This window comes from Caulobacter sp. BK020, assembly GCF_004342605.1.
Lineage (GTDB): Bacteria > Pseudomonadota > Alphaproteobacteria > Caulobacterales > Caulobacteraceae > Caulobacter.
In genome coordinates this window covers 1-22,407 of the sequence record NZ_SLZL01000015.1, presented here as the reverse complement: position 1 = coordinate 22,407, position 22,407 = coordinate 1, and the positions used below count along the sequence as shown (strand labels likewise).

The 22,407-nt window shown below is 68.8% G+C and carries 27 protein-coding genes; 11 read left to right on the top strand and 16 right to left on the bottom strand.

Translation table 11 applies throughout. The features are described 5' to 3' along the window. Positions 1 to 92: 92 nt before the first annotated feature. Positions 93 to 992: a M56 family metallopeptidase gene (locus tag EV278_RS17420; RefSeq protein WP_132094317.1), complete on the bottom strand. Its 900-nt coding sequence runs from the start codon at positions 990 to 992 to the stop codon at positions 93 to 95. Then, positions 982 to 1,350 (bottom strand): BlaI/MecI/CopY family transcriptional regulator, encoded by a 369-nt coding sequence (locus tag EV278_RS17415; protein WP_132094314.1) that lies wholly within the window; start codon positions 1,348 to 1,350, stop codon positions 982 to 984. The genes EV278_RS17420 and EV278_RS17415 overlap by 11 nt, the downstream gene beginning before the upstream one ends. Positions 1,351 to 1,463: 113 nt before the next feature. On the opposite strand from EV278_RS17415, the gene EV278_RS17410 reads away from it, so the two are divergent. Beyond that, a complete protein-coding gene (locus EV278_RS17410; RefSeq protein WP_132094536.1) occupies positions 1,464 to 4,340 on the top strand; it encodes a bifunctional [glutamine synthetase] adenylyltransferase/[glutamine synthetase]-adenylyl-L-tyrosine phosphorylase in 2,877 nt (958 codons plus the stop codon). A 232-nt stretch (positions 4,341 to 4,572) separates the two neighbouring features. On the opposite strand, the gene EV278_RS17405 is transcribed toward EV278_RS17410, so the two are convergent. Beyond that, positions 4,573 to 4,944 carry a hypothetical protein gene (locus tag EV278_RS17405; RefSeq protein ID WP_132094311.1) on the bottom strand — a complete coding sequence of 124 codons (372 nt, stop codon included), beginning with the start codon at positions 4,942 to 4,944 and terminating at the stop codon, positions 4,573 to 4,575. A gap of 243 nt (positions 4,945 to 5,187) precedes the next feature. On the opposite strand from EV278_RS17405, the gene msrP reads away from it, so the two are divergent. Further along, positions 5,188 to 6,108: a protein-methionine-sulfoxide reductase catalytic subunit MsrP gene (gene msrP / locus EV278_RS17400; RefSeq protein WP_132094308.1), complete on the top strand. Its 921-nt coding sequence runs from the start codon at positions 5,188 to 5,190 to the stop codon at positions 6,106 to 6,108. Then, the gene (gene msrQ / locus EV278_RS17395) at positions 6,108 to 6,830 is read left to right on the top strand and encodes a protein-methionine-sulfoxide reductase heme-binding subunit MsrQ (protein WP_132094306.1); all 723 of its coding nucleotides are present in this window, start codon (positions 6,108 to 6,110) and stop codon (positions 6,828 to 6,830) included. The genes msrP and msrQ overlap by 1 nt, the downstream gene beginning before the upstream one ends. A gap of 50 nt (positions 6,831 to 6,880) precedes the next feature. Here the strand turns inward: msrQ and EV278_RS17390 are convergent, their stop codons facing one another. From EV278_RS17390 to map, 5 genes are all read right to left on the bottom strand, one after another. After that, on the bottom strand, positions 6,881 to 7,567 hold the full coding sequence (locus EV278_RS17390; protein ID WP_132094303.1) for a hypothetical protein: 687 nt from the start codon (positions 7,565 to 7,567) through the stop codon (positions 6,881 to 6,883). Positions 7,568 to 7,570: 3 nt separating this feature from the next. Further along, the gene (locus EV278_RS24175) at positions 7,571 to 8,224 is read right to left on the bottom strand and encodes a hypothetical protein (protein WP_207905513.1); all 654 of its coding nucleotides are present in this window, start codon (positions 8,222 to 8,224) and stop codon (positions 7,571 to 7,573) included. 48 nt (positions 8,225 to 8,272) lie between these two features. Then, positions 8,273 to 9,508 carry a dipeptidase gene (locus tag EV278_RS17380; RefSeq protein WP_132094300.1) on the bottom strand — a complete coding sequence of 412 codons (1,236 nt, stop codon included), beginning with the start codon at positions 9,506 to 9,508 and terminating at the stop codon, positions 8,273 to 8,275. A gap of 71 nt (positions 9,509 to 9,579) precedes the next feature. Further along, positions 9,580 to 10,377, bottom strand: coding sequence for a DNA repair protein RadC (gene radC / locus EV278_RS17375; protein ID WP_132094297.1), 798 nt, complete (start codon positions 10,375 to 10,377; stop codon positions 9,580 to 9,582). 55 nt (positions 10,378 to 10,432) lie between these two features. Then, positions 10,433 to 11,263 (bottom strand): type I methionyl aminopeptidase, encoded by an 831-nt coding sequence (gene map, locus EV278_RS17370; protein WP_132094294.1) that lies wholly within the window; start codon positions 11,261 to 11,263, stop codon positions 10,433 to 10,435. A gap of 227 nt (positions 11,264 to 11,490) precedes the next feature. On the opposite strand from map, the gene EV278_RS17365 reads away from it, so the two are divergent. Further along, the gene (locus EV278_RS17365) at positions 11,491 to 12,429 is read left to right on the top strand and encodes a PD-(D/E)XK nuclease family protein (protein ID WP_132094291.1); all 939 of its coding nucleotides are present in this window, start codon (positions 11,491 to 11,493) and stop codon (positions 12,427 to 12,429) included. On the opposite strand, the gene sfsA is transcribed toward EV278_RS17365, so the two are convergent. Genes sfsA through EV278_RS17350 form a run of 3 tightly spaced genes read right to left on the bottom strand, consistent with a single transcriptional unit; the run spans position 12,426 to position 13,925 of the window. Then, positions 12,426 to 13,190, bottom strand: coding sequence for a DNA/RNA nuclease SfsA (gene sfsA, locus EV278_RS17360; protein ID WP_132094288.1), 765 nt, complete (start codon positions 13,188 to 13,190; stop codon positions 12,426 to 12,428). The two genes, EV278_RS17365 and sfsA, sit on opposite strands and share 4 nt — an antisense overlap. Before the next feature lies 1 nt (position 13,191). After that, positions 13,192 to 13,629: a type II toxin-antitoxin system VapC family toxin gene (locus EV278_RS17355; protein ID WP_132094285.1), complete on the bottom strand. Its 438-nt coding sequence runs from the start codon at positions 13,627 to 13,629 to the stop codon at positions 13,192 to 13,194. Continuing rightward, positions 13,626 to 13,925 carry a hypothetical protein gene (locus tag EV278_RS17350; protein WP_132094282.1) on the bottom strand — a complete coding sequence of 100 codons (300 nt, stop codon included), beginning with the start codon at positions 13,923 to 13,925 and terminating at the stop codon, positions 13,626 to 13,628. The genes EV278_RS17355 and EV278_RS17350 overlap by 4 nt, the downstream gene beginning before the upstream one ends. A 125-nt stretch (positions 13,926 to 14,050) precedes the next feature. Here EV278_RS17350 and EV278_RS17345 point away from each other — a divergent pair, with 125 nt between their 5' ends. Further along, entirely contained in the window at positions 14,051 to 14,818 is a 768-nt protein-coding gene (locus EV278_RS17345; protein WP_132094279.1) for a competence/damage-inducible protein A, read from the top strand. A 45-nt stretch (positions 14,819 to 14,863) separates the two neighbouring features. On the opposite strand, the gene EV278_RS17340 is transcribed toward EV278_RS17345, so the two are convergent. Then, positions 14,864 to 15,214, bottom strand: coding sequence for a helix-turn-helix transcriptional regulator (locus EV278_RS17340; protein WP_243692243.1), 351 nt, complete (start codon positions 15,212 to 15,214; stop codon positions 14,864 to 14,866). A gap of 523 nt (positions 15,215 to 15,737) precedes the next feature. On the opposite strand from EV278_RS17340, the gene EV278_RS17330 reads away from it, so the two are divergent. The 4 genes from EV278_RS17330 to EV278_RS17320 all read left to right on the top strand — a co-directional run bounded on the left by EV278_RS17330 (position 15,738) and on the right by EV278_RS17320 (position 17,168). Then, positions 15,738 to 16,109: a hypothetical protein gene (locus tag EV278_RS17330; RefSeq protein WP_243692242.1), complete on the top strand. Its 372-nt coding sequence runs from the start codon at positions 15,738 to 15,740 to the stop codon at positions 16,107 to 16,109. Beyond that, positions 16,070 to 16,228 (top strand): hypothetical protein, encoded by a 159-nt coding sequence (locus tag EV278_RS24075; RefSeq protein ID WP_165916685.1) that lies wholly within the window; start codon positions 16,070 to 16,072, stop codon positions 16,226 to 16,228. Before EV278_RS17330 ends, EV278_RS24075 begins: the two co-directional genes overlap by 40 nt. A gap of 83 nt (positions 16,229 to 16,311) precedes the next feature. Further along, complete coding sequence (locus EV278_RS17325; protein ID WP_132094276.1) at positions 16,312 to 16,656, top strand: hypothetical protein; 345 nt, start codon at positions 16,312 to 16,314, stop codon at positions 16,654 to 16,656. Between the two features lie 68 nt (positions 16,657 to 16,724). Then, positions 16,725 to 17,168 carry a hypothetical protein gene (locus tag EV278_RS17320; RefSeq protein WP_132094273.1) on the top strand — a complete coding sequence of 148 codons (444 nt, stop codon included), beginning with the start codon at positions 16,725 to 16,727 and terminating at the stop codon, positions 17,166 to 17,168. A gap of 119 nt (positions 17,169 to 17,287) precedes the next feature. Here the strand turns inward: EV278_RS17320 and EV278_RS17315 are convergent, their stop codons facing one another. The 4 genes from EV278_RS17315 to EV278_RS17300 are packed head-to-tail and all read right to left on the bottom strand — an operon-like array spanning position 17,288 to position 21,200. Then, positions 17,288 to 18,286 carry an NADP-dependent oxidoreductase gene (locus EV278_RS17315; RefSeq protein WP_132094270.1) on the bottom strand — a complete coding sequence of 333 codons (999 nt, stop codon included), beginning with the start codon at positions 18,284 to 18,286 and terminating at the stop codon, positions 17,288 to 17,290. Between the two features lie 57 nt (positions 18,287 to 18,343). Further along, a complete protein-coding gene (locus EV278_RS17310; protein WP_132094267.1) occupies positions 18,344 to 19,438 on the bottom strand; it encodes an alkene reductase in 1,095 nt (364 codons plus the stop codon). A 38-nt stretch (positions 19,439 to 19,476) separates the two neighbouring features. Next, positions 19,477 to 20,325 carry an alpha/beta hydrolase gene (locus tag EV278_RS17305; RefSeq protein WP_132094264.1) on the bottom strand — a complete coding sequence of 283 codons (849 nt, stop codon included), beginning with the start codon at positions 20,323 to 20,325 and terminating at the stop codon, positions 19,477 to 19,479. 38 nt (positions 20,326 to 20,363) lie between these two features. After that, positions 20,364 to 21,200 (bottom strand): alpha/beta hydrolase, encoded by an 837-nt coding sequence (locus EV278_RS17300; protein ID WP_132094261.1) that lies wholly within the window; start codon positions 21,198 to 21,200, stop codon positions 20,364 to 20,366. Between the two features lie 140 nt (positions 21,201 to 21,340). On the opposite strand from EV278_RS17300, the gene EV278_RS17295 reads away from it, so the two are divergent. Together EV278_RS17295 and EV278_RS17290 are read left to right on the top strand one after the other, a co-directional pair. Continuing rightward, positions 21,341 to 21,793, top strand: coding sequence for a helix-turn-helix domain-containing protein (locus EV278_RS17295; RefSeq protein WP_207905511.1), 453 nt, complete (start codon positions 21,341 to 21,343; stop codon positions 21,791 to 21,793). Positions 21,794 to 21,916: 123 nt separating this feature from the next. After that, a partial coding sequence (locus EV278_RS17290; protein ID WP_243692241.1) for an IS5 family transposase occupies positions 21,917 to 22,407 on the top strand: 491 nt, incomplete at its 3' end.

The window sequence follows — 22,407 nt, the reverse complement described above, 5'->3', positions numbered from 1 at the left end:
CCGAGCGCGGATTACGCCTGTAGTCCGAAAGAATTACAGATGTAATTATAGTCGTCAAGCCACGGCGGTGGAACGATCAGGACCGGCCGTGCTCAGTGATGCAGCTTGGGCAAGGTGATGCCGTCGACCGGGCTGTCGCCGACGAACCGGCCGGGCCAGGAGATCTCCTGGTTGGGCAGCGGGCCGCGCGGCGTGACGGTCCAGACGCCCAGGGCGGTGACGACCGCGATCAGGGCGATCGTCGCCGCGCCGGCCGTCTGGCGCCGATAGCTGGGCTCAGGCCGGGCCAGCAGCTTGACCCGCAGCAGCAGGGGATGGGCGGCGAAGAAGCAGGCCAGGGGCGAGCCGGTCCGGCGGGTATGGGCCTCCAGCAGCGCCTCGGCATAGGGACGCCGCAGGTTGGGCCGCAGGCTCAGGACCGAGGCGTCGCAGGCCATCTCCTGATCCAGTCGCGCGCACAGGGCGCCCAGGTGGATCAGCGGGTTGCACCACCCCAGGACCTGGATGCCGGCGATGGCCAGGTTGGCGACCGGGTCGCCGCGCTTGATGTGGGCGCGCTCGTGCAGGTCGACCATCTTGCGGGCCTGCTCGTCGAAGCGGGTCGTGAAGTCGGCCGGCAGCACGATGCGGGGCCAGAAGACGCCCATGACGGCGGGGCCGGCGCGTCCGGCCTCGGCCCGGGCGCGGAAGGCGCGCTCCTGCAGCAGGATCACCGTGGCCAGGGCGACGCCGCCGGCCAGCCAGATGGCCAGCACCAGCACGGCGCGCTCCTCGCCCATCAGCGGCGGCGGCGCGCCCGAGCCCAGGGTCTCGGACAGGCTGGGGAACACCGTGGCGATCGCCGCCACCGGCACCAGGGCCCACAGACGATAGGCCAGGCCGGCCCCGAACGCCGCCCGCATCGGGCCGCGCAGCAGCAGGACCAGCAGCACCGCCGCGGCCGCCGCCGCCTGGGTGCGCAACAGGGTCAGGGCCAGCAGTTCAGCCATCATGTTCGAGACCCTCGATCAGAGTCTTCAGTTGCTTGATCTCGTCGGTCGACAGGGCGCGGTGCTGGGCGAAATGCGCCACCAGCGGCGTCAGCTGGCCGTCGAAGAGGCGGTTAAGCAGGCTCTGGCTCTCGGCCTGCACATAGTCGGCGCGCTGGATGATCGGGGCGTAGCGCGCCCGGCCGTCGATGCGGTCCGAGCGGATCGCCTTGCGCTTCAGCAGGCGGTTGATCAGCGTCTTGACCGTGGCCTCGCCCCAGCCCTGCGGCTCGGCGACCTCGGCCATGATCTCGTCGACCGTCAGGGGCTGGCGGGTCCAGAGCGCATCCATGATGCGGCTTTCGGCCTGGGTGATGTTCATGGCGTTCGGTCTCCGACTCTAACGATTACGCCTGTAACATCGACTGTCAAGCGGATGCGCGCCCGTCACGAGACGGGATGACCTCGCGACCGCCCCGCGCCACAGTGGCGGCCATGACTCGCCTGCTCGAACGCCTCACTCCCTGCGGCCCCGTGGTCGATCCCAAGGCCGCCGAACGGGCGCATGAGGCGATCGTCCGGCGGGTCGGCGAGGCCGCGCCGCTGGTCGAGGCCGCCTGGCCGGCCCTGGCGCCGATCTTTTCCGCCTCGCCCTACCTGACCGGCCTGGCGCGGCGCAACGGCCTGCGGCTGCCTTCGATCCTCGACAGCGATCCCGATGCTCGGCTGGAGCAGATCCTCACGACCGCCGAGGCCGCGGCCGCCGAGCCCGACTTCGAGACCGCCCGCTGGCTCCTGCGCGAACTGAAGGCCGACCTGCACCTGCTGACCGCCCTGGCCGACCTGGGCGGGGTCTGGGACCTGGACGCGGTGACCGGCGCCCTGACCCGCTTCGCTGACGCGACCCTGCACGCCGCCCTGGCCCAGGCGGTGCGGCTGGAGGTGGCGCGCGGGGCCCTGACCCACGTGGGCGAGGGACCGGACGGTCCAGCCCCGGGGCTGTTCTGCGTCGCCATGGGCAAGCACGGCGCCTTCGAGCTCAACTATTCCAGCGACATCGACTTTTCGATCTTCTACGCGCCCGAGGCCCTGCCGGTCGCCGAGGGCGTCGAGCCGCAAGGCGTGGCGGTGCGCATCGCCAACCACCTGGGCCGGCTGCTGGCCGAGCGCACGGCCGACGGCTACGTCTTCCGCATCGACCTGCGCCTGCGCCCCGACCCGTCCTCGACCCCGCCGGCCATGCCGATCGACGCGGCCCTCGACTACTACGAGAGCGTCGGCCAGAACTGGGAGCGGGCGGCCCACATCAAGGCGCGGATCGCGGCCGGCGACCTGGCGCGCGGCGCGGCGTTCCTGGCCGAGCTGCAGCCGTTCATCTGGCGCAAGAACCTCGACTTCGCGGCCATCGCCGACATCCATTCGATCAAGCGCCAGATCCACGCCTACAAGGTGGACGACCGCCTGACCGCCAAGGGGGCGGACCTGAAGCTGGGACGCGGCGGCATCCGCGAGATCGAGTTCTTCGTTCAGACCCAGCAGCTGATCCTGGGCGGTCGCCACCCCGGCCTGCGCGGCCCGCGCACCCTGGACGCCCTGGCCGCCCTGTCCGAGGCTGGCCACGTCACGCCCGAGGACCGCGATTACCTGATCGCGGCCTATCGCGACCTGCGCGCCCTGGAGCACCGGGCCCAGATGATCGCCGACGACCAGACGCACAAGCTCCCGGAGTCCGACGCCGACCGCAAGAAGGTGGCGGCCCTGTGGGGGCACGGCGTCCTGCGCGGCTTCGACGCCGCGGTCGGCCGGATCCTCAAGGGCGTGAACCGCCGCTACGGCGCGCTGTTCAAGGGCGAGGAGGCGCTGTCGTCGCGGTTCGGCAGCTTGGTGTTCACCGGCGTCGAGGACGATCCGGAGACCCTGGCCACGCTCAAGCGCATGGGCTTTTCCCATCCGGAGCGGGTGGCCGCCACGATCCGCGGCTGGCACCATGGCCACATCGCCGCCACCCGCACCGAGCGGGGCCGCGAGCTGTTCACCCGCCTGGCCCCGCGCCTGCTGGACGCCGCCAACGCCACGGGCGCGCCGGACGACGCCTTCAACCGGTTCAGCGACTTCTTCGCGGGCCTCAGCAGCGGCGTGCAGATCCAGTCGCTGTTCCTGGCCCAGCCGCGCCTGTTCGAGCTGATCGTCGAGGTCATGGCCTTCGCCCCGCGCCTGGCCAGCACTCTGGCCCGCCGGCCCACGGCCCTGGACGCCCTGCTGGACCCGGCCTTCTTCGGGCCGATGGAAATGCCCCGGCAGGTTCCTTGGGACCCGGCCGACTTCGAGGGGGCGATGGACGCCGCCCGGCGGCTGTTCCGCGACCAGAGCTTCCGGATCGGCGTGCGGGTGATCAGCGGCACGGCCGGGGCGCGCGACGCCGGCGCGGCCTTCGCGGACCTGGCCGACCTGATCGTCGGCGGCCTGGCCCCGGCCGCCCTGGCCGAGGTCGAGCGGCTGGGTGGCGCCTTTCCGGGCCAGGTGGCGGTGGTCGCCCTGGGCAAGGCGGGCTCGCGCGAGATGACGGCCAAGTCCGACCTCGACCTGATGACCCTCTACGCCGCCGACGACGCGGCGGGCCAATCGGCGATCAAGGGCTGGGCCGCCGACAGCTTCTACGCCCGCTTCACCCAGCGCCTGACCTCGGCCCTGTCGGCCCCGACCGGCGAGGGCACGCTGTACGAGGTGGACCTGAAGCTGCGGCCCTCGGGGACCAAGGGGCCGGTGGCGGTCAGCTTCGCGGCCTTCGAGGACTATTACGAGCGCGAGGCCGAGACCTGGGAACTGCAGGCCCTGACCCGGGCGCGGGTGATCTGGGCCTCGTCGCCCGCCTTCCAGGCCCGGGCCGAGGCCGCGATCGCCGTGGCCCTGCGCCGGCCGCGCGATCCGAAGACGACCGCCGTCGACGTGCTGGAGATGCGCCAGCTGATGGAGGACGAGCGGCCCGGCAAGGGCGACTGGGACCTCAAGCTGACCGCCGGGGGCCTGGTCGACATCGAGTTCGCCGCCCAGTTCCTGCAACTGGTCCACGCGTCCAGCGGCGGCCCCCTGGCCCAGAACACCGGCGAGGCCCTGGCCGCCCTGGGCCGCGCGGGCCTGGGCGACGCCGCGGCCCTGGCGGCGCTGGAGGGCGCCTGGCGGCTGGAGCAGGACCTGTCGCAGCTGCTGAAGGTGGCGCTGGAGGACGGGCACGATCCCGATACAGAGCCCAAGGCCTTCCGGGCGCTGCTGGCCCGGGCGGGCGGCGTGCGCGAGTTCCGCTCGCTGAAGACCAAGCTGGCCAAGGCCAAGGCCGAGGCGCGGGCGGCGTTCGAGGCGGTGGTGAAGGCCTGACGGGCGGACCTATATTCGGCTGTCTTGGGTGGCGGGGCCACCGCCCAGCTACCCGCTTGATCCGTCATTCCCGCCCTTGTGGCGGGAATCCCTGGTTCAGCCGAAGGCGAAGCGCCTTGGCGCGCCAGCACGCCACACTTCCACACCTGCGGCGGATGGAGGGATTCTCGCCACAAGGGCGAGAATGACGGACCCATTGAGAGCGTGACTGAACGCCGATCCGCCCTAGACTCTAGGCCGTTTCTAGGCTTCGGGCGGCCGTCAGGTGCTTCACATAGGCCTCGTCGGTGGTGAAGGGGATCTCCTTCACGTCGATCAGCAGGCGCTTGTTCTGGCCCACGATAAGAATCTTGGGCAGATAGAGGCCGCCGAACGTGGCATGCACCGCGTAGGGCGTCGTGCCCTTGGCCAATGGGCCGGTCCAGCCCATCACGTCGATCGCCAGGCCGCCGACGAAGTGAGGATCACGGACCAGCTGGATGCCGCTGGTGAAGTTCGGCGCGGCGCCCTTGACGCTGACGCTGAAGAAGCCCGGCTCGCGCAGGCCGGTCCAGACGTAGGTCGCCTCGGCCGTGTCGAATGGTTCAGGACCATAGAAACCCATGACGCTCTCCCTGTGTCTCGACTTCCGCCCGCCGGCATGGGTCGACGGAAGACGACGTCGCCGACAGCCGGCGGCGCTCAAGAGCTATCTATGCGCGAAATTAAGAGAAATACTAGTTAAAAGTGCATACGAAGCAGCCTCGCCTTTTGGGCGATCACAAGCGGCGCGGGAAGGCGCCTCGGCCCATGTAACCATTGGCGCTTCCGATACGTATCTTCCAGAGTAGCTTCCCCGGAGCCCGCCATGCTGATCCGCCACGCCCCCGACCTGACCGACAGCGACGTCACCGACCGCAGCCTGTATCTGCGCCGGCGCGACTTCATCGGCGGGGCGGCGGGGCTGGGGCTGCAGGCGGCGGCCGGAACAGCCAGCGCGCGCGGCCTGGCCTACAGCCCCGGCTTCTCGACCACCGAGCCCAAGACCTCGAAGAAGGACATCACCAGCTACAACAACTTCTACGAATTCGGGGTCAACAAGGAGGACCCGTCGGAGAACGCCGGAACCCTGAAGACCCGTCCCTGGACGGTGCGCGTCGACGGCGAATGCGAGAAGCCGGCCGCCTTTGGGATCGACGACCTGATCAAGGGCCAGAAGCTGGAAGAGCGCATCTACCGCATGCGCTGCGTCGAGGGCTGGTCGATGGTGATCCCGTGGGTGGGCTTCCCGCTGAAGGACCTGCTGGCCCAGGTCAGGCCGACCTCGAAGGCCAAATACGTCGCCTTCGAGACCCTGATGCGGCCCTCCGAAATGCCGGGCCAGCGGTGGGACACCCTGGCCTGGCCCTATCGCGAGGGCCTGCGGATCGACGAGGCGACCCACCCGCTGACCCTCCTGGCCGTGGGCCTCTATGGCGACGTCCTGCCCAACCAGAACGGTGCGCCGCTGCGGCTGGTCGTGCCCTGGAAGTACGGCTTCAAGGGCGCCAAATCGATCGTGCGGATCAGCCTGATCGAGAAGCAGCCGGCCACCGCCTGGAACGTGCTGGCGCCGCGGGAGTACGGCTTCTATTCCAACGTCAATCCGGCCGTGGACCACCCGCGCTGGTCGCAGGCCACCGAACGGCGGATCGGCGAGTTCCGCCGCCGCGAGACCCTGCCGTTCAACGGCTACGGCGAGTGGGTCGCCGACCTCTATCGCGGCATGGACCTGAAGCGGGACTTCTGATGGCGCGGGACCCCCTCAGTCGCTCCGCGACAGCTCCCCCAAGGGGGGAGCATCTGGCTCGGCGCAGATCCTCCCCCTCTGGGGGAGGTGTCGGCAAGGCCGACGGAGGGGGCCGGCGCAAGCGTCCTTCCAAGACCCAAGACAACCTGGTCTACGCCGCCGTCTGGCTGGCCTGTTTCGCGCCGCTGGCCTGGCTGGCCTGGCGGGGGGTCAGCGGCGACCTGGGGGCCAATCCGATCGAGGCTCTGATCCGCCAGATCGGCGTCTGGGGCCTGCGCCTGCTGCTGGTGGGCCTGGCGATCACCCCGGCCGCGCGGATCCTGAACAAGCCGCGCCTGGTCCGCTTTCGCCGCACGATCGGCCTGTTCGCCTTCGCCTACGTCTGCCTGCACCTGCTGACCTATATCGGCGTCGACCTGTTCTTCGACTGGGGCCAGCTGTGGAAGGACATCCTCAAGCGGCCCTTCATCACCCTGGGCATGGCCGGATTCGTACTGCTGATCCCGCTGGCGGTGACCTCGACCAACGGCTGGGTGATCCGCCTGGGCCGGGCGACCTGGCAAAGGCTGCACGGGCTGATCTACCTGATCGTCCCGCTGGGCGTGGTCCACTACTACCTGCTGGTCAAGGCCGACCACCGGCCGCCGCTGGTCTATGCCGCGATCCTGGCGGTGCTGCTGGGATGGCGGGTGTGGGAGGCTTGGGCGAGATCGAGAGCCTAGACTAGGCCTCCCATACTCCGCTCATCCCGGCGTTCGCCGGGATGAGCGGATCAGAACATCTCCGCTTCCGGGTCCCGCGCCTGGTCCCGTTTCCACCAGCCGCCCAGCTTCGCGCCGCCGCACGGACCTTTCTGGGTCAGCGTCACCTCGTCGGCGCTGAACGACGCGTCCAGGCGGCAGGCGTCGGGGCCGGTCCCGGTGAGCGGAAAGGCGACGATGGTCTGGCCGGGGACGACCTTCACCTGGGCGCCGTCCGCGGTGAAGCCTTGCGACATGTTCGCGTCGGCCAGCTGGTAGGCGAACTCCAGCCCCGTCGGCGTGGCCTTGATGCGCAGGAAGTCCTGACCGCGCGCATAGATCCCGCTCAGCCGGAAGCCGGAGCTCCTCAGCACGGCGATGCGGTCGGCATGGATGGTCCGCAGGCAGGCTAGGGCGGCGCCATCGTCCTCGCAGAGCTCCCCGCCTCCGCCCATCCCCGGCGCCGACAAGGCGCGCGAGGCGACCCAGCCGCGCTGGCTCAGCTTCACATAGGCGGCGATCTGGCCGTCCCAGAGCTTCAGCGCCTCGCCATAGGCCTTGGCCAGATCCTCGTCCTGGCGCGACAGCTGCGGATCCTTGCAGATCAGTTTCTCGACCTTGGTCCGGGCCTTGGCGCAGTCGAAGCTGGCGGCGGCGGCCAGGGACGGGGCGAGGGCGATCAGCAGCAGGGCGGCCAGGGCGGCGACGACGCGGGTCATGGCCTACTCCGTCAGATAGGGCGACTTGGCCGGATCGCGCCGGAAGACGCGCGAGTCCGTTCCCAGGGCGCAGCGATCGCCCTTCGGCGACGACAGGGTCGCGGTGTCCTGGGTGAAGGCCAGCACGCGCGGGCAGCCGGCGTCGTCGAATTTCAGCCTGCCGGACGCGTCGACGTCGCCCTCGGCCTGCAGCAGCATGTTCCCGCTGGAGTTGGGGCAGATATAGAGCTCGACCCCGATCCCGGCGTCCGGATAACTGGGCGTCACGTCCAGATAGACCCCGTCCTTGGGACAACTCCCGCCGACATAGCGGCCCATCCACTTCAGGCTGGGATGGGTCAGGAAGGTCAGGCGGCGTTCGTAGTCCTGCTTCAGGCAAGTTATGTCGGCCTTGCAGTTTCGGTCGCGGTCCTTGAGCCACCACCGCTGTTCGCTGCGGATAAAGGTCGACCAGTTTCCCGCCGGCCACAGGCTTTGGGCCGCCTTGAACGCCACGGCCACCTGCTCGTCCAGCTTGGAGATAGAGGCGTTCTTGCAGATCGCCTTCTCGGTGGGCGAGCCGGCCTTGGCGCAGTCGAAGCTGGCGGCCCAGGTCGTGGCGGGCGCGGCGAAGAAGAGCAGGGCGGCGACGCCGGCCCAGCACGCGTGACGAACCATTCGGAACCCTCCCGGACCGATGTCCGGGCAACCTAAACGATAACCGCGTTATCCGATAGGCTTGGCCTTGGCGGCTTGCTGGGCCGCGTAGTCCTGGGCCCGGCGGACGATGCGCAGCACGTTGCCGCCCCAGATCGCCGCCACGTCGGCGTCGCTGTAGCCGGCCGCCTTCAGCCGCGCGGTGACCTTGGGCAGGTCGGCGACGTCCTCGAAGCCGATCACCCCGCCGCCGCCGTCCCAGTCGGCGCCGATTCCCACATGCTCGGGCCCGACCACCTTCAGGGTGTGGGTCAGGCTGGCCATGAAGTCCTCGAAGCTGGCGCGCACGGGCGGGAACCTGGCGTCGACCTCGGCGCGCTTCTTCAGATAGGCCACCATCTCGGCCTCGGTGGCCGTCTCGCTGTCGGGCGCGGTTCCCAGGGCCTTCAGGGCGGCCACGCGCTCGGGGCTGGCGGCGGTGTTCTTCAGATAGACCGAGTTGATGCAGATCACCCCGCCGGCGTCGGCGATCTTCTTCAGCCGGCCGTCATCCAGGTTTCGCGAGTGGTCGTAGATCGCCTTGGCGCCCGAGTGCGAGGCGATGATCGGGACCTTCGACAGCTGCACGGCCTGGTCGACCACGTCGTCCGAGGCGTGGCTGACGTCGACCAGGATCCCCAGCCGGTTGGCCTCGGCCAGCCAGCGCAGGCCCAGCGGCGAGAAGCCATGCCAGATCGGCTTGTCGGTCGAGCTGTCGGCGAACTGGTTGTTCTTGAAGTGCACCGGCCCGGCCATCCGCACCCCGGTCTTGTAGAAGGTGTCCATCAGGGTGAGGTCCTCGCCCAGCGGCCAGCTGTTCTCCATGCTCTGGAAGACGAATTTCTTGCCGGCCTTGTTGATCCGCCCGGCGTCGTCGGCGGTGTAGGCCAGTTCGAACTTGTCGGCATGGGCCGCGACCATCTCGCGGATCTGCGTCGCCCGCTCCAGGGCGAAGTCGCGGGCCTGGCGATAGCCTTCGGCGGTCAGCTCGCCCTGGGCGGTGTAGATCACGAAGAACCCGCCATCCAGGCCGCCGGCGTCCATGCGCGGCAGGTCCACCTGGGTGCCGTCGGCCTTGACCTCGTGCCGCTCGACCATGCTCCAGCCCCGGCGGGCGAAATGCTCGGGGGTGTCCAGATGGGTGTCGAGCGTCAGGACCTTCTCGTGCAAGGCGCGATCGGCCTTGGAGACCGGCGCGTTGGCGGCGTGGGCGGTCGTGGCGAACAGGACGGCGGAGCCAAGCAGGGCGGTCAGCAGGCGGGACATCGGGGCTCCGGCGCGAGGGGGGCGGCGGCCACGCTCGGGGATCAGGCGGGCGCGGTCAAGGCCGCGCCGCCTCAGAACAGCCCCAGCGCCTTGAAGCTGGCCACGCCGTCGCGGCCGACCACCAGATGGTCGTGGACACCGATCTTCAGCGCCTTGCCGGCCTCGACGATCTGCTTGGTCATCTCGATGTCGGGCCGCGACGGGGTCGGGTCGCCACTCGGGTGGTTGTGCAGCAGGATGATGTTGCTGCTCGACAGTTCCAGCGCCCGGCGCATCACCTCGCGCGGATAGACCGGGGCGTGGTCGACCGTGCCGTGGTTCATCACCTCGTCGGCGATCAGCTGGTTCTTGTTGTCGAGGAACAGGACGCGGAACTGCTCGCGCGGCTCGTTGGCCAGGGCGACGCGGACATAGCCCAGCAGCGCCGTCCAGGACGAGATCACCGTCCGCTTGGCGATCTTGTCGCGGCCGGCCCGCAGGGCGGCCTCGTGCAGCAGCTTCAGGTCGATCGCGGCGGTCTCGCCGACCCCGGGCACGGTCTTCAGCTCCTCGATCGAGGCCGAGATCGTCGCCCCGAACGAGCCGAACCGGGCCAGCAGCGCCTTGGCCATCGGCTTGACGTCGCCGCGCGCGAAGGTGCGGAACAGGTACAGCTCCAGCAGCTCGTAGTCGGGCAGGGCGACCAGCCCGCCGGCCTTGGCCCGCTGGCGCAGGCGCTCGCGGTGGCCCAGCTGGTGGGCGGCCGGACTTTTGGCGGCCGGACTCTGGGCGAGAACACCCTGGGCGAGAACATTCTGGGCAGGGGCGCTGGCCGGGGCGGCGTCGGCCAGGCCCGGCGGGGTCGCCTTCAGTGATCTGCCGCTGACCATCGCACCCTCGAACGCGAGAGCAGATTAGGTCAGATCAATTGAGGGTTGTCCAGTCTCAGCCGCCCTGGATGGCCGGCTGGAACAGGCCGGCCGGCGAGGCGGTGAACACCTCGTAGCCGTCCTCGGTCACGCCGATCGAGTGCTCGCACTGGGCCGACAGCGACTTGTCGCGGGTCACGGCCGTCCAGCCGTCGCCCAGCACCTTCACCGCCGGCTTGCCCAGGTTCACCATCGGCTCGACGGTGAAGAACATGCCCGGTTTCAGCACCGCGCCCTGGCCGGGACGGCCGAAGTGCAGGATGTTGGGCGCGTCGTGGAACACCTTGCCCAGGCCGTGGCCGCAGAAGTCGCGCACCACGCTGCAGCGCTGGGCCTCGACATAGGACTGGATGGCGTGGCCGATGTCGCCCAGGGTCGCCCCCGGCTTCACCGCGTCCAGGCCGCGCTTCATGCCCTCATAGGTGATCTCGACCAGCCGGCGGGCGCGCGGGCCCACCTCGCCGACGCCGTACATCCGCGAGGTGTCGCCGTGCCAGCCGTCGACGATCGCCGTCACGTCGATGTTGACAATGTCGCCCTCGCGCAAGCTCCACTCGCCGGGGATGCCGTGGCAGACCACGTGGTTGCGCGAGATGCAGACCGTCTTGGGATAGCCGCGATAGAACAGGCAGGCGGGCAGGGCGCCGTGGTCGAGGATGAACTCGCGGGCCAGGGTGTCCAGGTGGTCGGACGACACGCCGGGCACGACGTGCGGGATCAGCATGTCCAGGCACTCGGCCGCCAGCTTGCCGGCCTTGCGCATGCCCTCGAAGTCGGCGGGCTTGTGGATCTTGATCGCGCCGGTGCGGGTCTCGGCTTCGATCTCGGCCGTGTCTTCAAGGGTCATGGCGGTCTGCTCAGGCTGTAACGGTCGGCGCGTCTCGCCAGGCAATGCGGCGCGACAGGCGGATCTCTTCGGGGCTTATGTCGCAATGATAGCACGGAAGTTCAACGCCCGCCTCCGCCAGGAGACGCGAACATCTCGCGCCAGAGTCTCGCCACGCTGGCGACCATCGGTCATCCTGCGCGATATCGTGCGAACTGGTCTCCAGAGCTAATCGAGGGATCACGTAAATGGACGTTGCCCTAGCCGTGACCCACCCGGACTTTGGTCGCTATCTCGCTAATGTCGCGGAGCGTGATGTCGATCTGCTGCTGATGGAAGAGTTCCATGTCAGCGACGATTTCGTTGACTGGTTTTGCCGTGAGATCGGCATCGTGAACGCGTCGCCCGCTGGGGCGTGGCACAGCCTGTCCGACACCGATGGCGAAACCGATCTATTGCTCCGCGTTGTGGTGAATGGACTCAGGATCGCAGTGCTGATCGAGAACAAGATCGCCGCGCCGGAGCAGGATTTGCAAGGCGAGCGCTATCACTTGCGCGGTATCAAATCTCGCGAGACGGAAAAGGTCGACGACTACGTGACGGTGATCTGCGCGCCACTGCGGTACCTGGGGAGGCTGAGCGCGACAAGCGCCTACCAGCATCGTTTTCCGTACGAACGCATCGCCGAGTGGTTTGAGAAACAGTCGGGTCGCCGCGCGGCCTGGCGAAGGCAAATTATGCTGGAGGCTATTGAGCAGGGTCGCCGTGGCTACACCATGGCCATCAGCGCCTCGAAGACGGCCTTTCATTTTGCCTACTGGAAGCTACTACGAGAGCGCCATCCGAAAATACGCATGGCGAAGCCAAGCGGCCGTGGAAACAAGTCGAACTGGATTATCCTGAAGGGGCACGACTTTCCTAAGGGGGTCAAAATACACCACAAATTTGATCAGGAGGTCGTGGAGATCGGCTTCGAAGGCCGCAGGATCGAAGATATCCTCGCCATTAAGGCGAATTGGTCGGATGACATTGCCGTCGTACAGAAAGGCGGCACGGCTTCGCTGGCGATCAAGGTCCCGGCCATCGACATGGATGGCGGCGTCGAGGCTCAACTGTCGGCAATTGAGGCCGCGCTATGCGCCGCCTATCGGCTGATGCCGTACGCGACGCTGCTACAAAGCCGCTAGCGTCTAGGCCGGTCAGGGACTTGGCGTGCAACTTCGTTGGTGAATGGGCAAGGCTTCCATCTCAGCCGCCGATCAATCCGCACGCTCTCCGTCGTGACCTCGCATCCATAGACCAACACTTCGACTCCGGAGCCCGCGGCGCGATCCAACGCCATGGCGAAGGCCGGGTCGAGGTCGGCGCAGGCGCTGAAGCGGTCGCAGTCTTCGCGCTGGACCACGAACAGGGCCACGGCCCGGTGGCCCTCGCGCACCTGGGCGGCCAGGTCCTCCAGGTGGCGGGTCGAGCGGGCGGCCTTGCAGTCGGGGAACTCGGCCAGCGGCGGGGCGCGCGACAGGTGGACGTTCTTGACCTCCAGCCAGCACGGCGGGCGGTCGGGGTCGGTCAGCAGGAAGTCGACGCGGCTGGCGGCGGCGTACTTCACCTCCGGTCGGATCGAGGCGTAGCCGGTCAGCTCGGGGATCACCCCGCCGACCAGGGCCTCGGCGACCAGCTTGTTGGGCAGGTGGGTGTTGACCCCCACCAGACCCCTGCCGTCGGGACCGCCGGCCTCGACCAACTGCAGCGTCGCCGCCAGCTTGCGCTTGGGATCGTCCGACCACGACACCCACGCCCCCTGGCCCGGCAGGTTCACGCCCAGCATGGCGCCGGAGTTGGGGCAGTGGGCGGTGACCTGCCGCCCGTCGTCCAGCACCAGGTCGCAGAAGAATCGCTTGTAGCGCTGGACGATCACGCCGCGCGTCATCGGTTGCGGGAGGAGCATGTCAGCCGCCGATCGGTCGCATGGGGTTGAACACCTCCACCGCGCCGACGAAATGACGCTCGTTGTCCGTCACCACGACACAGGCGTTGGCCTGGGCGACGGCGCCGATGATCATGTCGAGGGCGCTGCGCGGCGAGCCTTGCCGATGACCCTCGGCCATCAATTGCGCCCACGTCTCGGCGGCCGCCTCGTCGAACGGCAGGACCCGGGTCCCGAACAGGGCCTTGGGACCAAGGTCGCCCAGGTACCAGGCCTCGAGTTCCCGGCGCTTCCGGCCCTCGGGCTTCTGCAGGATGCCACGGCGGATTTCGGCCAGGGAGAAGGTCGAGATGTAGAGGTCGGCGTCGCGCTGGTCGGCCATCCAGTCCATCAGCGCCGCCGACGGTTCGGGTTTGACGATGTTGCTGATGATGTTGGTGTCGAGCAGGTATCGCGTCATAGATTAATGTCGCGTCCGGCGGTGGTTTCACGCGCCAGGTCCAGATCCGCGCCCACCAGCGGCGATCGGCGAAGGGCGCGCAGGACGCCGCCGCGCTGGTCCGGCGAGGGCGACATTCGAGCTTCGATGTCCGCTCGTAACCGGGCGCCCGCCTCGTCATTGCGCGCCAGCCGTTTGGCGACCGCGCGCAGCAGGGCCTTGTCGGACTCCAGACCGCGCACCTCGAAGCGGTCCAGCCCCTGTTCGCGCAGGCGTCGCCTATTGTTCTCGACGGCGCGTCGTTGTGCGTCAGCCATGGTCGCTCCTTGTAACCGGTAATATAACCGGTCATGCACCGGCGACAAGCCGTGCGGCATTGGTTGCGGCGCGCGCGCGGGGGCCTTAAGTCGAAAGACGATCGGCGCGGATAGGGATTGAGACGATGACGGCCAGCGAACGCGTGACGGCGGCGGTTCTGATCATCGGCGACGAGATCCTGTCGGGCCGCACCCAGGACGTGAACCTCAACGCCATCGCCAAGTACCTGGCCACCTACGGCGTCGACCTGTGCGAAGCGCGGGTGGTGCCCGACGTCGAGCAGGAGATCGTCGACGCGGTCAACGCCCTGCGGACCCGCTACGACTACGTCGTCACCACCGGCGGCATCGGCCCCACCCACGACGACATCACCGCCGATTCGGTGGCCAAGGCGTTCGGCGTCACGGCGCCCGAGCATCCCGAGATCATGGCCATGCTGCGCGAGCGCTGGGGCGAGCCCAACGCTGCCCGCCGCCGCATGGCCCACGTGCCCGAGGGCGGGACCCTGGTGAAGAACCCGGTGCAGGGGCCGCCGGGCTTCCAGATCGGCAACGTCTTCGTGCTGGCCGGGGTGCCGGCGATCATGCGCGGCATGCTCGACGACGTCGGCCCGCGCCTGCGCACCGGGGCGGTGGTGATCAGCAAGACCGTCCGCGTCACCGGCACGGGCGAGGGCACGATCGCCGCGCCGCTGGAAGCGGTGGCCAAGGCCCATCCGGATCTGTCGATCGGCAGCTATCCGTTCTTCGCCCCGCCCGATGTCTACGGCGCCAGCCTGGTGATCCGCGGGCGCGACCTGGCCGAGGTCGACACGGCGGTCGAGGCGCTGGTCGCGGCGCTTGTCGAGGTCGGGGTGAAGGGGATCGAACGGCTCGAGGCGGGAGCGGCCTAGGATTGGGGACGGGGACACGCCCTCGCCGCGATATCCCCGGCCAGATCAGGCGACGTCGGCCGTCTCGTCCGGCTCGACCAGGGTCCTGGCGACGTTGAGGATCGCCTTGCGGCCCTTGGGCGTGGCCTGGCCGTAGGCGCGCAGCAGGTCGATGGCGCCTGGCGTGGACAGCGCCGTCAGCATGGCCACGTCCTGTTCGGCCACCACGTCCTCGCCCACCAGGCTGCCCACCGTGGTCTGCAGCTTGGCGGCGATGCGCACCAGCATCGAGGCCGAGACCCGGTTGGTGCCCCGCTCATACTTCTGGACCTGCTGGAAGGTCAGGCCCAGCACCTGGGCCAGCTCGTCCTGGCTGATCTTCATGTGGCGTCGCTGGACCCGGATGCGGGTGCCCACCGCGACATCGATAGGATCTGGACCCGTCGGCGTTTCCAAAGCCGTCCCCCGCTGAAATGGCGATTTCAGAACTATCGGCTTGGCCTTGGCCGACCGCAATGCATTCTTGCACCGTATGCGGCGCGTCGGGCGCCGGCGACAATCGTTTTCGAGCTGATGGACAGGCCCTCGACCCCTCCGGCGCCCAATATCGAGCTGCTCACTCAACGAGAGCGGGAAGCCCTCCGCTGGGTGGCCGAACACAGGTTGTCCAAGGAAATCGGCCCGCTGATGGGGGTGTCCAAGTCGCGCGCCGACGCCCTGGTCGAAAGCGCGTGCCGCAAGCTGGGCGTCAGCGGCCGGCGGGCCGCGGCCCGGGTGCTGGTCGCCCACGACCCTGGTCCGCCGCCCGCCGCCCGCGCGACCCCGAAGGGCGGCCCTCCCGGCTATGGGACTGAATCCCACAGCGACTCAATGGGACTGTCGCCGATCCCGCCAACGCCGTCCGATGCCGTCTCGACATTCCGAGAGACGGACCAAGATCGTGAACATCAGCGTGGTGAACGACAACGAGGCGACCAGCCTGGCGGAGACCCGCCTGGGCCTGCTGGTGCGCCGGGCGCTGCAGGTGCGCGAGGCGGCGGCCCAGTTCGAGCAGGACTGGCCGCGGCAGGCGAACCGGCCGCCGATGCCGGGCTTCGCCTGGACGGAGCTGGAGCGCCAGCTGCGGGACCTGGCGCCGGACGCCTTGTCGCCGATGGTCCGGGATCTGGTCTCGGCGGTGCGCAAGGAGGCGGGGCCCAAGCCGCCGGAGATGGTGCTGCGCGAGATCCTGATCATCACGGCCACGCTGCTGGACGAGGCCTTCCACACGAAATGGCACGAAGCCTGGGCGGAGGGTACGACCATGTCCTGAGCCCCGCCGTCCGCCTGCTGTTCGTCCTCGCCATCGCCGCCGCCTGCAGCCTGCTGGTCGGCGGCCTCCTGGGGACCCGGCAGGTCGCCCATTTCTTCCAAGTCCTGCGTCACGGCTGAACCCTGCGGGCTGAACCCCGCGACGGGCGCCGAGGCGTCCGTCATCAGCAACGCGCCTTCGGGCGCTGGGGGAGCACCGTCACATGAAACGCCGTATCGTCGCCGAGCGTCTGGCCAATCACCTGTTCACCACCGAGGAGGCCGTGGACACTACCCTGGCCCTGATGGGCGACCTGATCGCCGCCATGCCGCGCGCGCGGCTCGAGGCCGGTCTGGCGGCCGGCGTCGGCCAGCAGGCCGTCGACCGCGTGCTGGAAGCCGCCTCGGGCATGGCCAGCGCCCGCCGCTCGCTGATCGCCGCCCACGCGGCGCTGGCGGAAGCCAGGGACCAGGTCGGGCTGCGCCGTGTCACCCTGGTGGGCGGCGGCGACAAGACCGACGGCGACGTGCCGCGCACCGGCCACCTGCACGAGGTCAAGAGCGCCTGAGCCGCCGCCGAGGCCCTTGGCCTGGCCGCGATTCGTGAGACACATGTCGCTCCTGGCGCGGGGGCGGCATGTTTTCCTTTTCCAACTTCTTCTCGATCCTGCCGACCCAGATCGCCGCCATGGTCATGCTGGCGATCTGCGCCCTGGCCCTGCTGGTGGGCCGACGCCTGGAGCGCGGCCTGGCCTTGGTCACCGTCGTCGCCTGGTTCCTGTCGGCCGCCGTCCAGTCGCCCGACCGCGCGGCGGTGCAGTGGGGGATCTTCACGGTCGATCTCATCTACCTGCTGGTCCTGATCACCCTGTGCACGTTCGAGCGGCGCGTCTGGATCCTGTTCATGACCGCCTTCCAGCTCCTGGTGGTGCTGACCCACGTGGCCTTCATCATCGACCGCACCCTGATGCAGTGGGGCTTCTTCTCCGCCTACTACCTGTGGAGCGACGCCCAGCTGGCGGCCTTCGCGGTCGGCGTGGTCCAGGCGGGATGGGGGCGGTGGAGGGACCGGAAGGCCTGAGGGGGCGGGAAGCCCCAAGGTCAGCGGGTTCCCGAGCGTCCGCCCGGGTCCGGTCGCGTTCGACGCCTTGATGGCGTCGCGCGGACGTCTGTCGGACCCAGGCGATCCTGGTCTCAGGCTTATCGCGTGACGACGACCTTGCCCTTGGCGCGCCCGGTCGCGAGATAGGCCATGGCGTCGTTCAAGGCGTCGAACGCGAAGACACGGTCGACGACCGGGCGCAGCGCGCCGCTGTCGACGAGCGCCGCGATCTGGGCGAGCTGGCCGCCGTCCGCCCGCATGAACAGGAAGGAATAGTCGACCTGATGGCGCGCGGCCTCACGCCGGATCTTGCGGCTCAGCAGCCCCATGACCTGCTGCATCATCCAGTTCATGCCCTGGGCCCGAGCGAAGGCGGGATCAGGCGGACCGGAGATGGAGATCAGCTTGCCGCCCGGCTTCAGGATCTTCAGCGAGCGTTCCAGCGTCCCGTCCTCCAGGCTGCTGAGCACGACATCGTAGCCCGATAGACGTTCGGCGAAGTCCTGGGTCTTGTAGTCGATCACAACGTCGGCGCCGAGACCGCGGACGAACTCCGCATTGCCGGCGCTGGTGGTGGTCGCGACCGTCGCGCCCAGAGACTTGGCCAGCTGGATCGCGATCGTGCCCACCCCGCCGGAGCCGGCGTGGATCATCACCTTGTCGCCGCGCTTGACGCGGGCGACCTCGACCAGCACCTGCCACGCGGTCAGGGCGACCAGCGGCAGCGACGCGGCCTGCGCCATCGAAAGGCCGGCGGGCTTGGGCGCCAGATCGGCCTCGGCGACCGCGATCCGTTCGGCGAAGGTCCCGATCTGGTGATCACGGGGCCGCGCGAACACTTCGTCGCCGACCTTGAATCGCGACACGCCCGGCCCGACGCCGGTGATGACGCCGGCAAGATCGTGGCCGAGGACGAAGGGCGGGCGATAGGGCAGGATCGGCTTGAACGCGCCGTCACGGATCTTGGCGTCCAGCACGTTGAGCGCGGCGGCGCGAATGTCCACCAGCACCTGGCCCGGCCCCGCGACGGGGTCGGGCCAGTCTCCCAGGCGGAGCGACTGCCCCTTGCCATAGCGGTCGAGAATATGGGCCTTCATCAGGCGTCTCCTTGTCCCGTCGGGCCGCACTCATGATGCGGCCCGACGAGCGGTTTGTCAGGCGGCGACGGTGGCGGTCGCGGTGGGATAATCGGTGTAGCCCTTGGCCCCGCCGCCATAGAGCGTCGCCGGATCGAGGTCGGCGAGCGGCGCGCCGGCCTTCAGGCGCTCGACTAGGTCGGGATTGGCGATGAACGGGCGTCCGAAGGCGAACAGATCGGCCTTGCCCTCGGCCAGCCGCGCCCTGGCGAGTTTCAGGTCGTAACCGTTGTTGGCGATGTAGGCGCCGTCGAAGCGCTTGCGCAGCGAGTCGAAGTCGAACTGGGCGACATCGCGCGGGCCGCCCGTCGCGCCCTCGACGACGTGGATGTAGGCGATACCCAGCGCCTTCAGACGGTCGACGATGTAGTCGAACTGCGACTGCGGATCGCTGGTCGAGACGCCGTTGGCCGGCGAGACGGGCGAGATCCGCACCCCGGTGCGGTGGGCGCCGACCGCCTCGGCCACCGCCGCGGTCACCTCGATCATCAGCCGGGCGCGGTTCTCCACCGAACCGCCATAGGCGTCCGTGCGGACATTGGCGCCGTCCTTGGCGAACTGGTCGAGCAGATAGCCGTTGGCGCCATGCACCTCGACCCCGTCGAAGCCCGCCTTGATGGCGTTGAGCGCGGCGTTGCGGAAGTCCTCGACGATGCCGGGCAACTCGTCCAGCGCCAGGGCGCGGGGTTCGGACACGTCGACGAAGGCGTTGTTGACCACCGTCTTGGTCTGGGCGCGGATCGCCGAGGGGGCGACGGGCGCGGCTCCGCCTTCTTGCAGGTCGACGTGGCTGACCCGGCCGACATGCCAGAGCTGAGCGAACATTCGGCCGCCCTTGGCGTGAACGGCGTCCGTCACCTTGCGCCAGCCTTCGACCTGTTCGGGCGTGTAGAGGCCGGGGGTGTCCTGGTAGCCCTGGCCCTGGCGCGACACCTGCGTCGCCTCCGAGATGATCAGGCCTGCGGTGGCGCGCTGGGCGTAGTATTCGGCCATGAGGTCGGTCGCGACGAACCCGGCGCCCGCGCGGTTGCGCGTCAGCGGGGCCATCACGATGCGATTGGCGAGCGTCAGGTCGCCAAGAGCGTAGGGTTCGAACAGGGCGTTGCTGGTCATTCTCGATCTCTCACTTGAAACCTAGCGGGCGGACGCGATCACGCTTCATCCAGGAACTGGGTGACATGGCGCAGGAAGCGTTCGGGATACTGGAACTGGGCGCCGTGGCCCGCGTCCGGATAGATGAACAGCTGGGCGTTCGGGATGGTTTGCGCCATCTCGTACGAGTTGATGGTCGGGATCATCACGTCGTCATTGCCGTTCAGGATGAAGGTCGGCTGGGTGAGCGCGCCCAGATGCGCCAGGCGCGCGGCGGGATCGACCGGCGCCAGCCAGGCGACGTTGGCCTCCATCTGCGCCTGCATCGCCGCAGGCGAACTGGGCGTATCCTGATCGGCGCGCTGGTGACGTCGGTCCCAGAAGTCGCGGCCCGCCTGCTGCGCCGCGTCCGAGCGGCCAAAGAACAGGAACAGGAAATCCTCGACGCTCGGAACCGGCTGGGTCGCATGGAGCAGGACGCGCTCGTCGGAGCCGAAGCTGCCGCCCCGCGGGCCCGTGCCGAGCAGCATCAGCTTGCGGACCAGCCGCGGATGGCGCAGCGTCACGTCCTGCGCCTGCATGCCGCCCAGCGAGAAGCCGAGCAGGTCGACCTGTTCCAGACCCAGCGCCCGGATAAAGGCGGCGATGTCGTCGGCCATGTCCTCGATCCGGTTGCGGGGCGCGCCTGACGAGGAGGCGACGCCACGCCCGTTGTAGAGGATCACCTCGCGACCAGCCGCCAGGCCGTCGGTCATCAGCGGGTCCCAGTTGTCCATGCCGCCCCGGAAATGCTGGATCAGCAGCAAGGGCGGCTGGCCCGCTTCGACGCGCCCCCAGCGGCGATAGGCGAAGCGGTCGCCGTCGATGTCGACAAAGCGGGTCGGCGCGGTGATGTGGGTGTCGGTCATGGCGAGAACTCCGGATCGGAAAGGATTGCGATCAGCGGTCAGCGCAGGAATTCGAGCGCGGCCAGCACGAAGGGGCGGTGATATTGGAAGATGCCGCCGTGGCCGGCGTCCGCGTAGATCGCCAGCTTGGCGCCGGCGATGCGGCGGGCCAGATCGCGCGAATTCTCGGTCGGCACCATCCGGTCGTCGTCACCGTTGGCCACGAAGGTCGGCTGGGTGATGACGGACAGATCCTGCCGCGCCTGCCGCGCCCAACGCTTGATCGCGGTGAGCTGGCGCCCAAAGGCGGCCAGCGTGATCGGCTTGTCGCGATCGGCGGTACGCTCCTTCAAGCGCGCCAGAAATTCATGGCCGGCGCGACGGCCGTTAGCGGTCTTGGTGAAGAACAGATAGAGCTTCGGGTCGTTCGAGGTCAGCGCGCCCTTGATCATGGCGCGCACCGAGATGCCGGTGACCTTGTCGATGCCCACTCCGCCGGCCGGGCCGGTGCCGGTCAGGATCAGCCGACGTACGAGCGCGGGTTCGCTCAGCACGATCTGCTGCGCGACGAACCCGCCCATCGAGAAACCGAGCAGGTCCACCTGTTGGAACCCCATGGCGCGGATGAAGGCGACCGCGTCACGGGCCATCGCCGCGATGTCGCGTGGGACGCTTCCGCTCGACCCGCCTACGCCGCGATTGTCCAGCGCGACCACGCGATGCTGGCTGGCCAGGCCATCGACGACGCGGGGGTCGAAATTGTCGAGCGTCGCGCCCAGGTGGTTGAGCATGACGACTGGCGTCCCCGTCCGGGGGCCCAGATCTCGGTAGGCGAAGCGAACGCCGCCAGCCTCGAGGTAGCGATTGGGTGTGTCCTTAAACAACTCAGCGGCCATGCGCTTTCTCCCGTCTGCAAGGGTCCGCGCACCGGCGCGCACCCTTGCAGTTTGATGAGATAGAGATATACTTCAATTATTGAAGTGACAAGAGGGCGACGGTGATGAAGGCGAAATCGTTCTCCGGAATGCGGTGCTCGATGGCTGGCGCGTTGGAAGCGGTCGGCGATCGCTGGGCGTTGTTGTTGATCCGCGACTTGTCGCTGGGACTGCGCCGCTATGACGAACTGCGCACCAGCACCGGGATCCCGCCGGCCACGCTGGCGGCGCGGCTGACGCACCTTGTGGAGGGCGGCCTGGTCGAACGGGTGCGGTATCAGGAGCGCCCGCCACGCGACGAATATCACCTGACCGGCAAGGGACACGACCTGTGGAAGGTCATGGTGGCGCTACGCGAGTGGGGCGACCGGTGGGACGCCAGCGGCTTTGGCGTGCCCATGGAGATGGTTGATCGCGAAACCGGGCGCCCGCTGCGTTTGACCCTTGTCGACGCCGAGACCGGCGAGAACGTGCCGATCGAACGCGCGGCGCTGCGTCCAGGTCCGGGCGCCGACGACGCTGTCCGCCGCTTGCTGGACCCTGGCGTTCGCTAGTCTCGCTGGCCGAGCCGCCAGGTTGGGACGGCCCCCAGGTTGGGACGGCTCTAGGTTCTAGTGACGATTTAGGATTCCCGTTGGGCCGGAGTTCTGATTCAACGCTGCTTTTTGGAGGCGGCGTTGGAAGGCGAAGTTCTGCGGGACGACCAATGGGCTCGGATCGAGCCGTTCGTGCCGGGCGGGCGCAAGGGCAAGCGGGGTCCGCGCAGCAATGGCCGGCTGTTTGTGAACGCGCTGTTGTGGATGGCGCGCTCGGGCGGCCGGTGGCGTGACCTGCCCGAGCGGTTTGGCCCCTACCAGACGGCCAAGCGCCGGTATTACCGCTGGATCGAGATGGGCGTGCTGGACCGCCTGTTCGAGGCGGTGGCGGCCGAGCCGGATCTGGAATGGGCGATGCTGGACGCCACCGTCATCCGGGCCCACGCCCAGGCCGCCGGCGCGCGGCGAAAAAGGGGGGACCGCACGCCCAGGCGCTTGGCCGCTCGCGCGGCGGCTTTGGAACCAAGATCCACGTCTGTAGACGCCCTGGGCCTGCCGGTCCGCATCATCCTGGGGCCAGGCCAGCAGAACGACATGGCCCCGGCCTGCGACCTGATCGACGGCCTGGCCGC

What these genes read in the sequence shown, in the direction of transcription:
- EV278_RS17420 (WP_132094317.1), bottom strand. Translation starts at nt 992, where the DNA reads ATGATGGCTGAACTGCTGGCCCTGACCCTGTTGCGCACCCAGGCGGCG.
- EV278_RS17415 (WP_132094314.1), bottom strand. Translation starts at nt 1,350, where the DNA reads ATGAACATCACCCAGGCCGAAAGCCGCATCATGGATGCGCTCTGGACC.
- EV278_RS17410 (WP_132094536.1), top strand. Translation starts at nt 1,464, where the DNA reads ATGACTCGCCTGCTCGAACGCCTCACTCCCTGCGGCCCCGTGGTCGAT.
- EV278_RS17405 (WP_132094311.1), bottom strand. Translation starts at nt 4,944, where the DNA reads ATGGGTTTCTATGGTCCTGAACCATTCGACACGGCCGAGGCGACCTAC.
- msrP (WP_132094308.1), top strand. Translation starts at nt 5,188, where the DNA reads ATGCTGATCCGCCACGCCCCCGACCTGACCGACAGCGACGTCACCGAC.
- msrQ (WP_132094306.1), top strand. Translation starts at nt 6,108, where the DNA reads ATGGCGCGGGACCCCCTCAGTCGCTCCGCGACAGCTCCCCCAAGGGGG.
- EV278_RS17390 (WP_132094303.1), bottom strand. Translation starts at nt 7,567, where the DNA reads ATGACCCGCGTCGTCGCCGCCCTGGCCGCCCTGCTGCTGATCGCCCTC.
- EV278_RS24175 (WP_207905513.1), bottom strand. Translation starts at nt 8,224, where the DNA reads ATGGTTCGTCACGCGTGCTGGGCCGGCGTCGCCGCCCTGCTCTTCTTC.
- EV278_RS17380 (WP_132094300.1), bottom strand. Translation starts at nt 9,508, where the DNA reads ATGTCCCGCCTGCTGACCGCCCTGCTTGGCTCCGCCGTCCTGTTCGCC.
- radC (WP_132094297.1), bottom strand. Translation starts at nt 10,377, where the DNA reads ATGGTCAGCGGCAGATCACTGAAGGCGACCCCGCCGGGCCTGGCCGAC.
- map (WP_132094294.1), bottom strand. Translation starts at nt 11,263, where the DNA reads ATGACCCTTGAAGACACGGCCGAGATCGAAGCCGAGACCCGCACCGGC.
- EV278_RS17365 (WP_132094291.1), top strand. Translation starts at nt 11,491, where the DNA reads ATGGACGTTGCCCTAGCCGTGACCCACCCGGACTTTGGTCGCTATCTC.
- sfsA (WP_132094288.1), bottom strand. Translation starts at nt 13,190, where the DNA reads ATGCTCCTCCCGCAACCGATGACGCGCGGCGTGATCGTCCAGCGCTAC.
- EV278_RS17355 (WP_132094285.1), bottom strand. Translation starts at nt 13,629, where the DNA reads ATGACGCGATACCTGCTCGACACCAACATCATCAGCAACATCGTCAAA.
- EV278_RS17350 (WP_132094282.1), bottom strand. Translation starts at nt 13,925, where the DNA reads ATGGCTGACGCACAACGACGCGCCGTCGAGAACAATAGGCGACGCCTG.
- EV278_RS17345 (WP_132094279.1), top strand. Translation starts at nt 14,051, where the DNA reads ATGACGGCCAGCGAACGCGTGACGGCGGCGGTTCTGATCATCGGCGAC.
- EV278_RS24075 (WP_165916685.1), top strand. Translation starts at nt 16,070, where the DNA reads ATGGCACGAAGCCTGGGCGGAGGGTACGACCATGTCCTGAGCCCCGCC.
- EV278_RS17325 (WP_132094276.1), top strand. Translation starts at nt 16,312, where the DNA reads ATGAAACGCCGTATCGTCGCCGAGCGTCTGGCCAATCACCTGTTCACC.
- EV278_RS17320 (WP_132094273.1), top strand. Translation starts at nt 16,725, where the DNA reads ATGTTTTCCTTTTCCAACTTCTTCTCGATCCTGCCGACCCAGATCGCC.
- EV278_RS17315 (WP_132094270.1), bottom strand. Translation starts at nt 18,286, where the DNA reads ATGAAGGCCCATATTCTCGACCGCTATGGCAAGGGGCAGTCGCTCCGC.
- EV278_RS17310 (WP_132094267.1), bottom strand. Translation starts at nt 19,438, where the DNA reads ATGACCAGCAACGCCCTGTTCGAACCCTACGCTCTTGGCGACCTGACG.
- EV278_RS17305 (WP_132094264.1), bottom strand. Translation starts at nt 20,325, where the DNA reads ATGACCGACACCCACATCACCGCGCCGACCCGCTTTGTCGACATCGAC.
- EV278_RS17300 (WP_132094261.1), bottom strand. Translation starts at nt 21,200, where the DNA reads ATGGCCGCTGAGTTGTTTAAGGACACACCCAATCGCTACCTCGAGGCT.
- EV278_RS17295 (WP_207905511.1), top strand. Translation starts at nt 21,341, where the DNA reads ATGGCTGGCGCGTTGGAAGCGGTCGGCGATCGCTGGGCGTTGTTGTTG.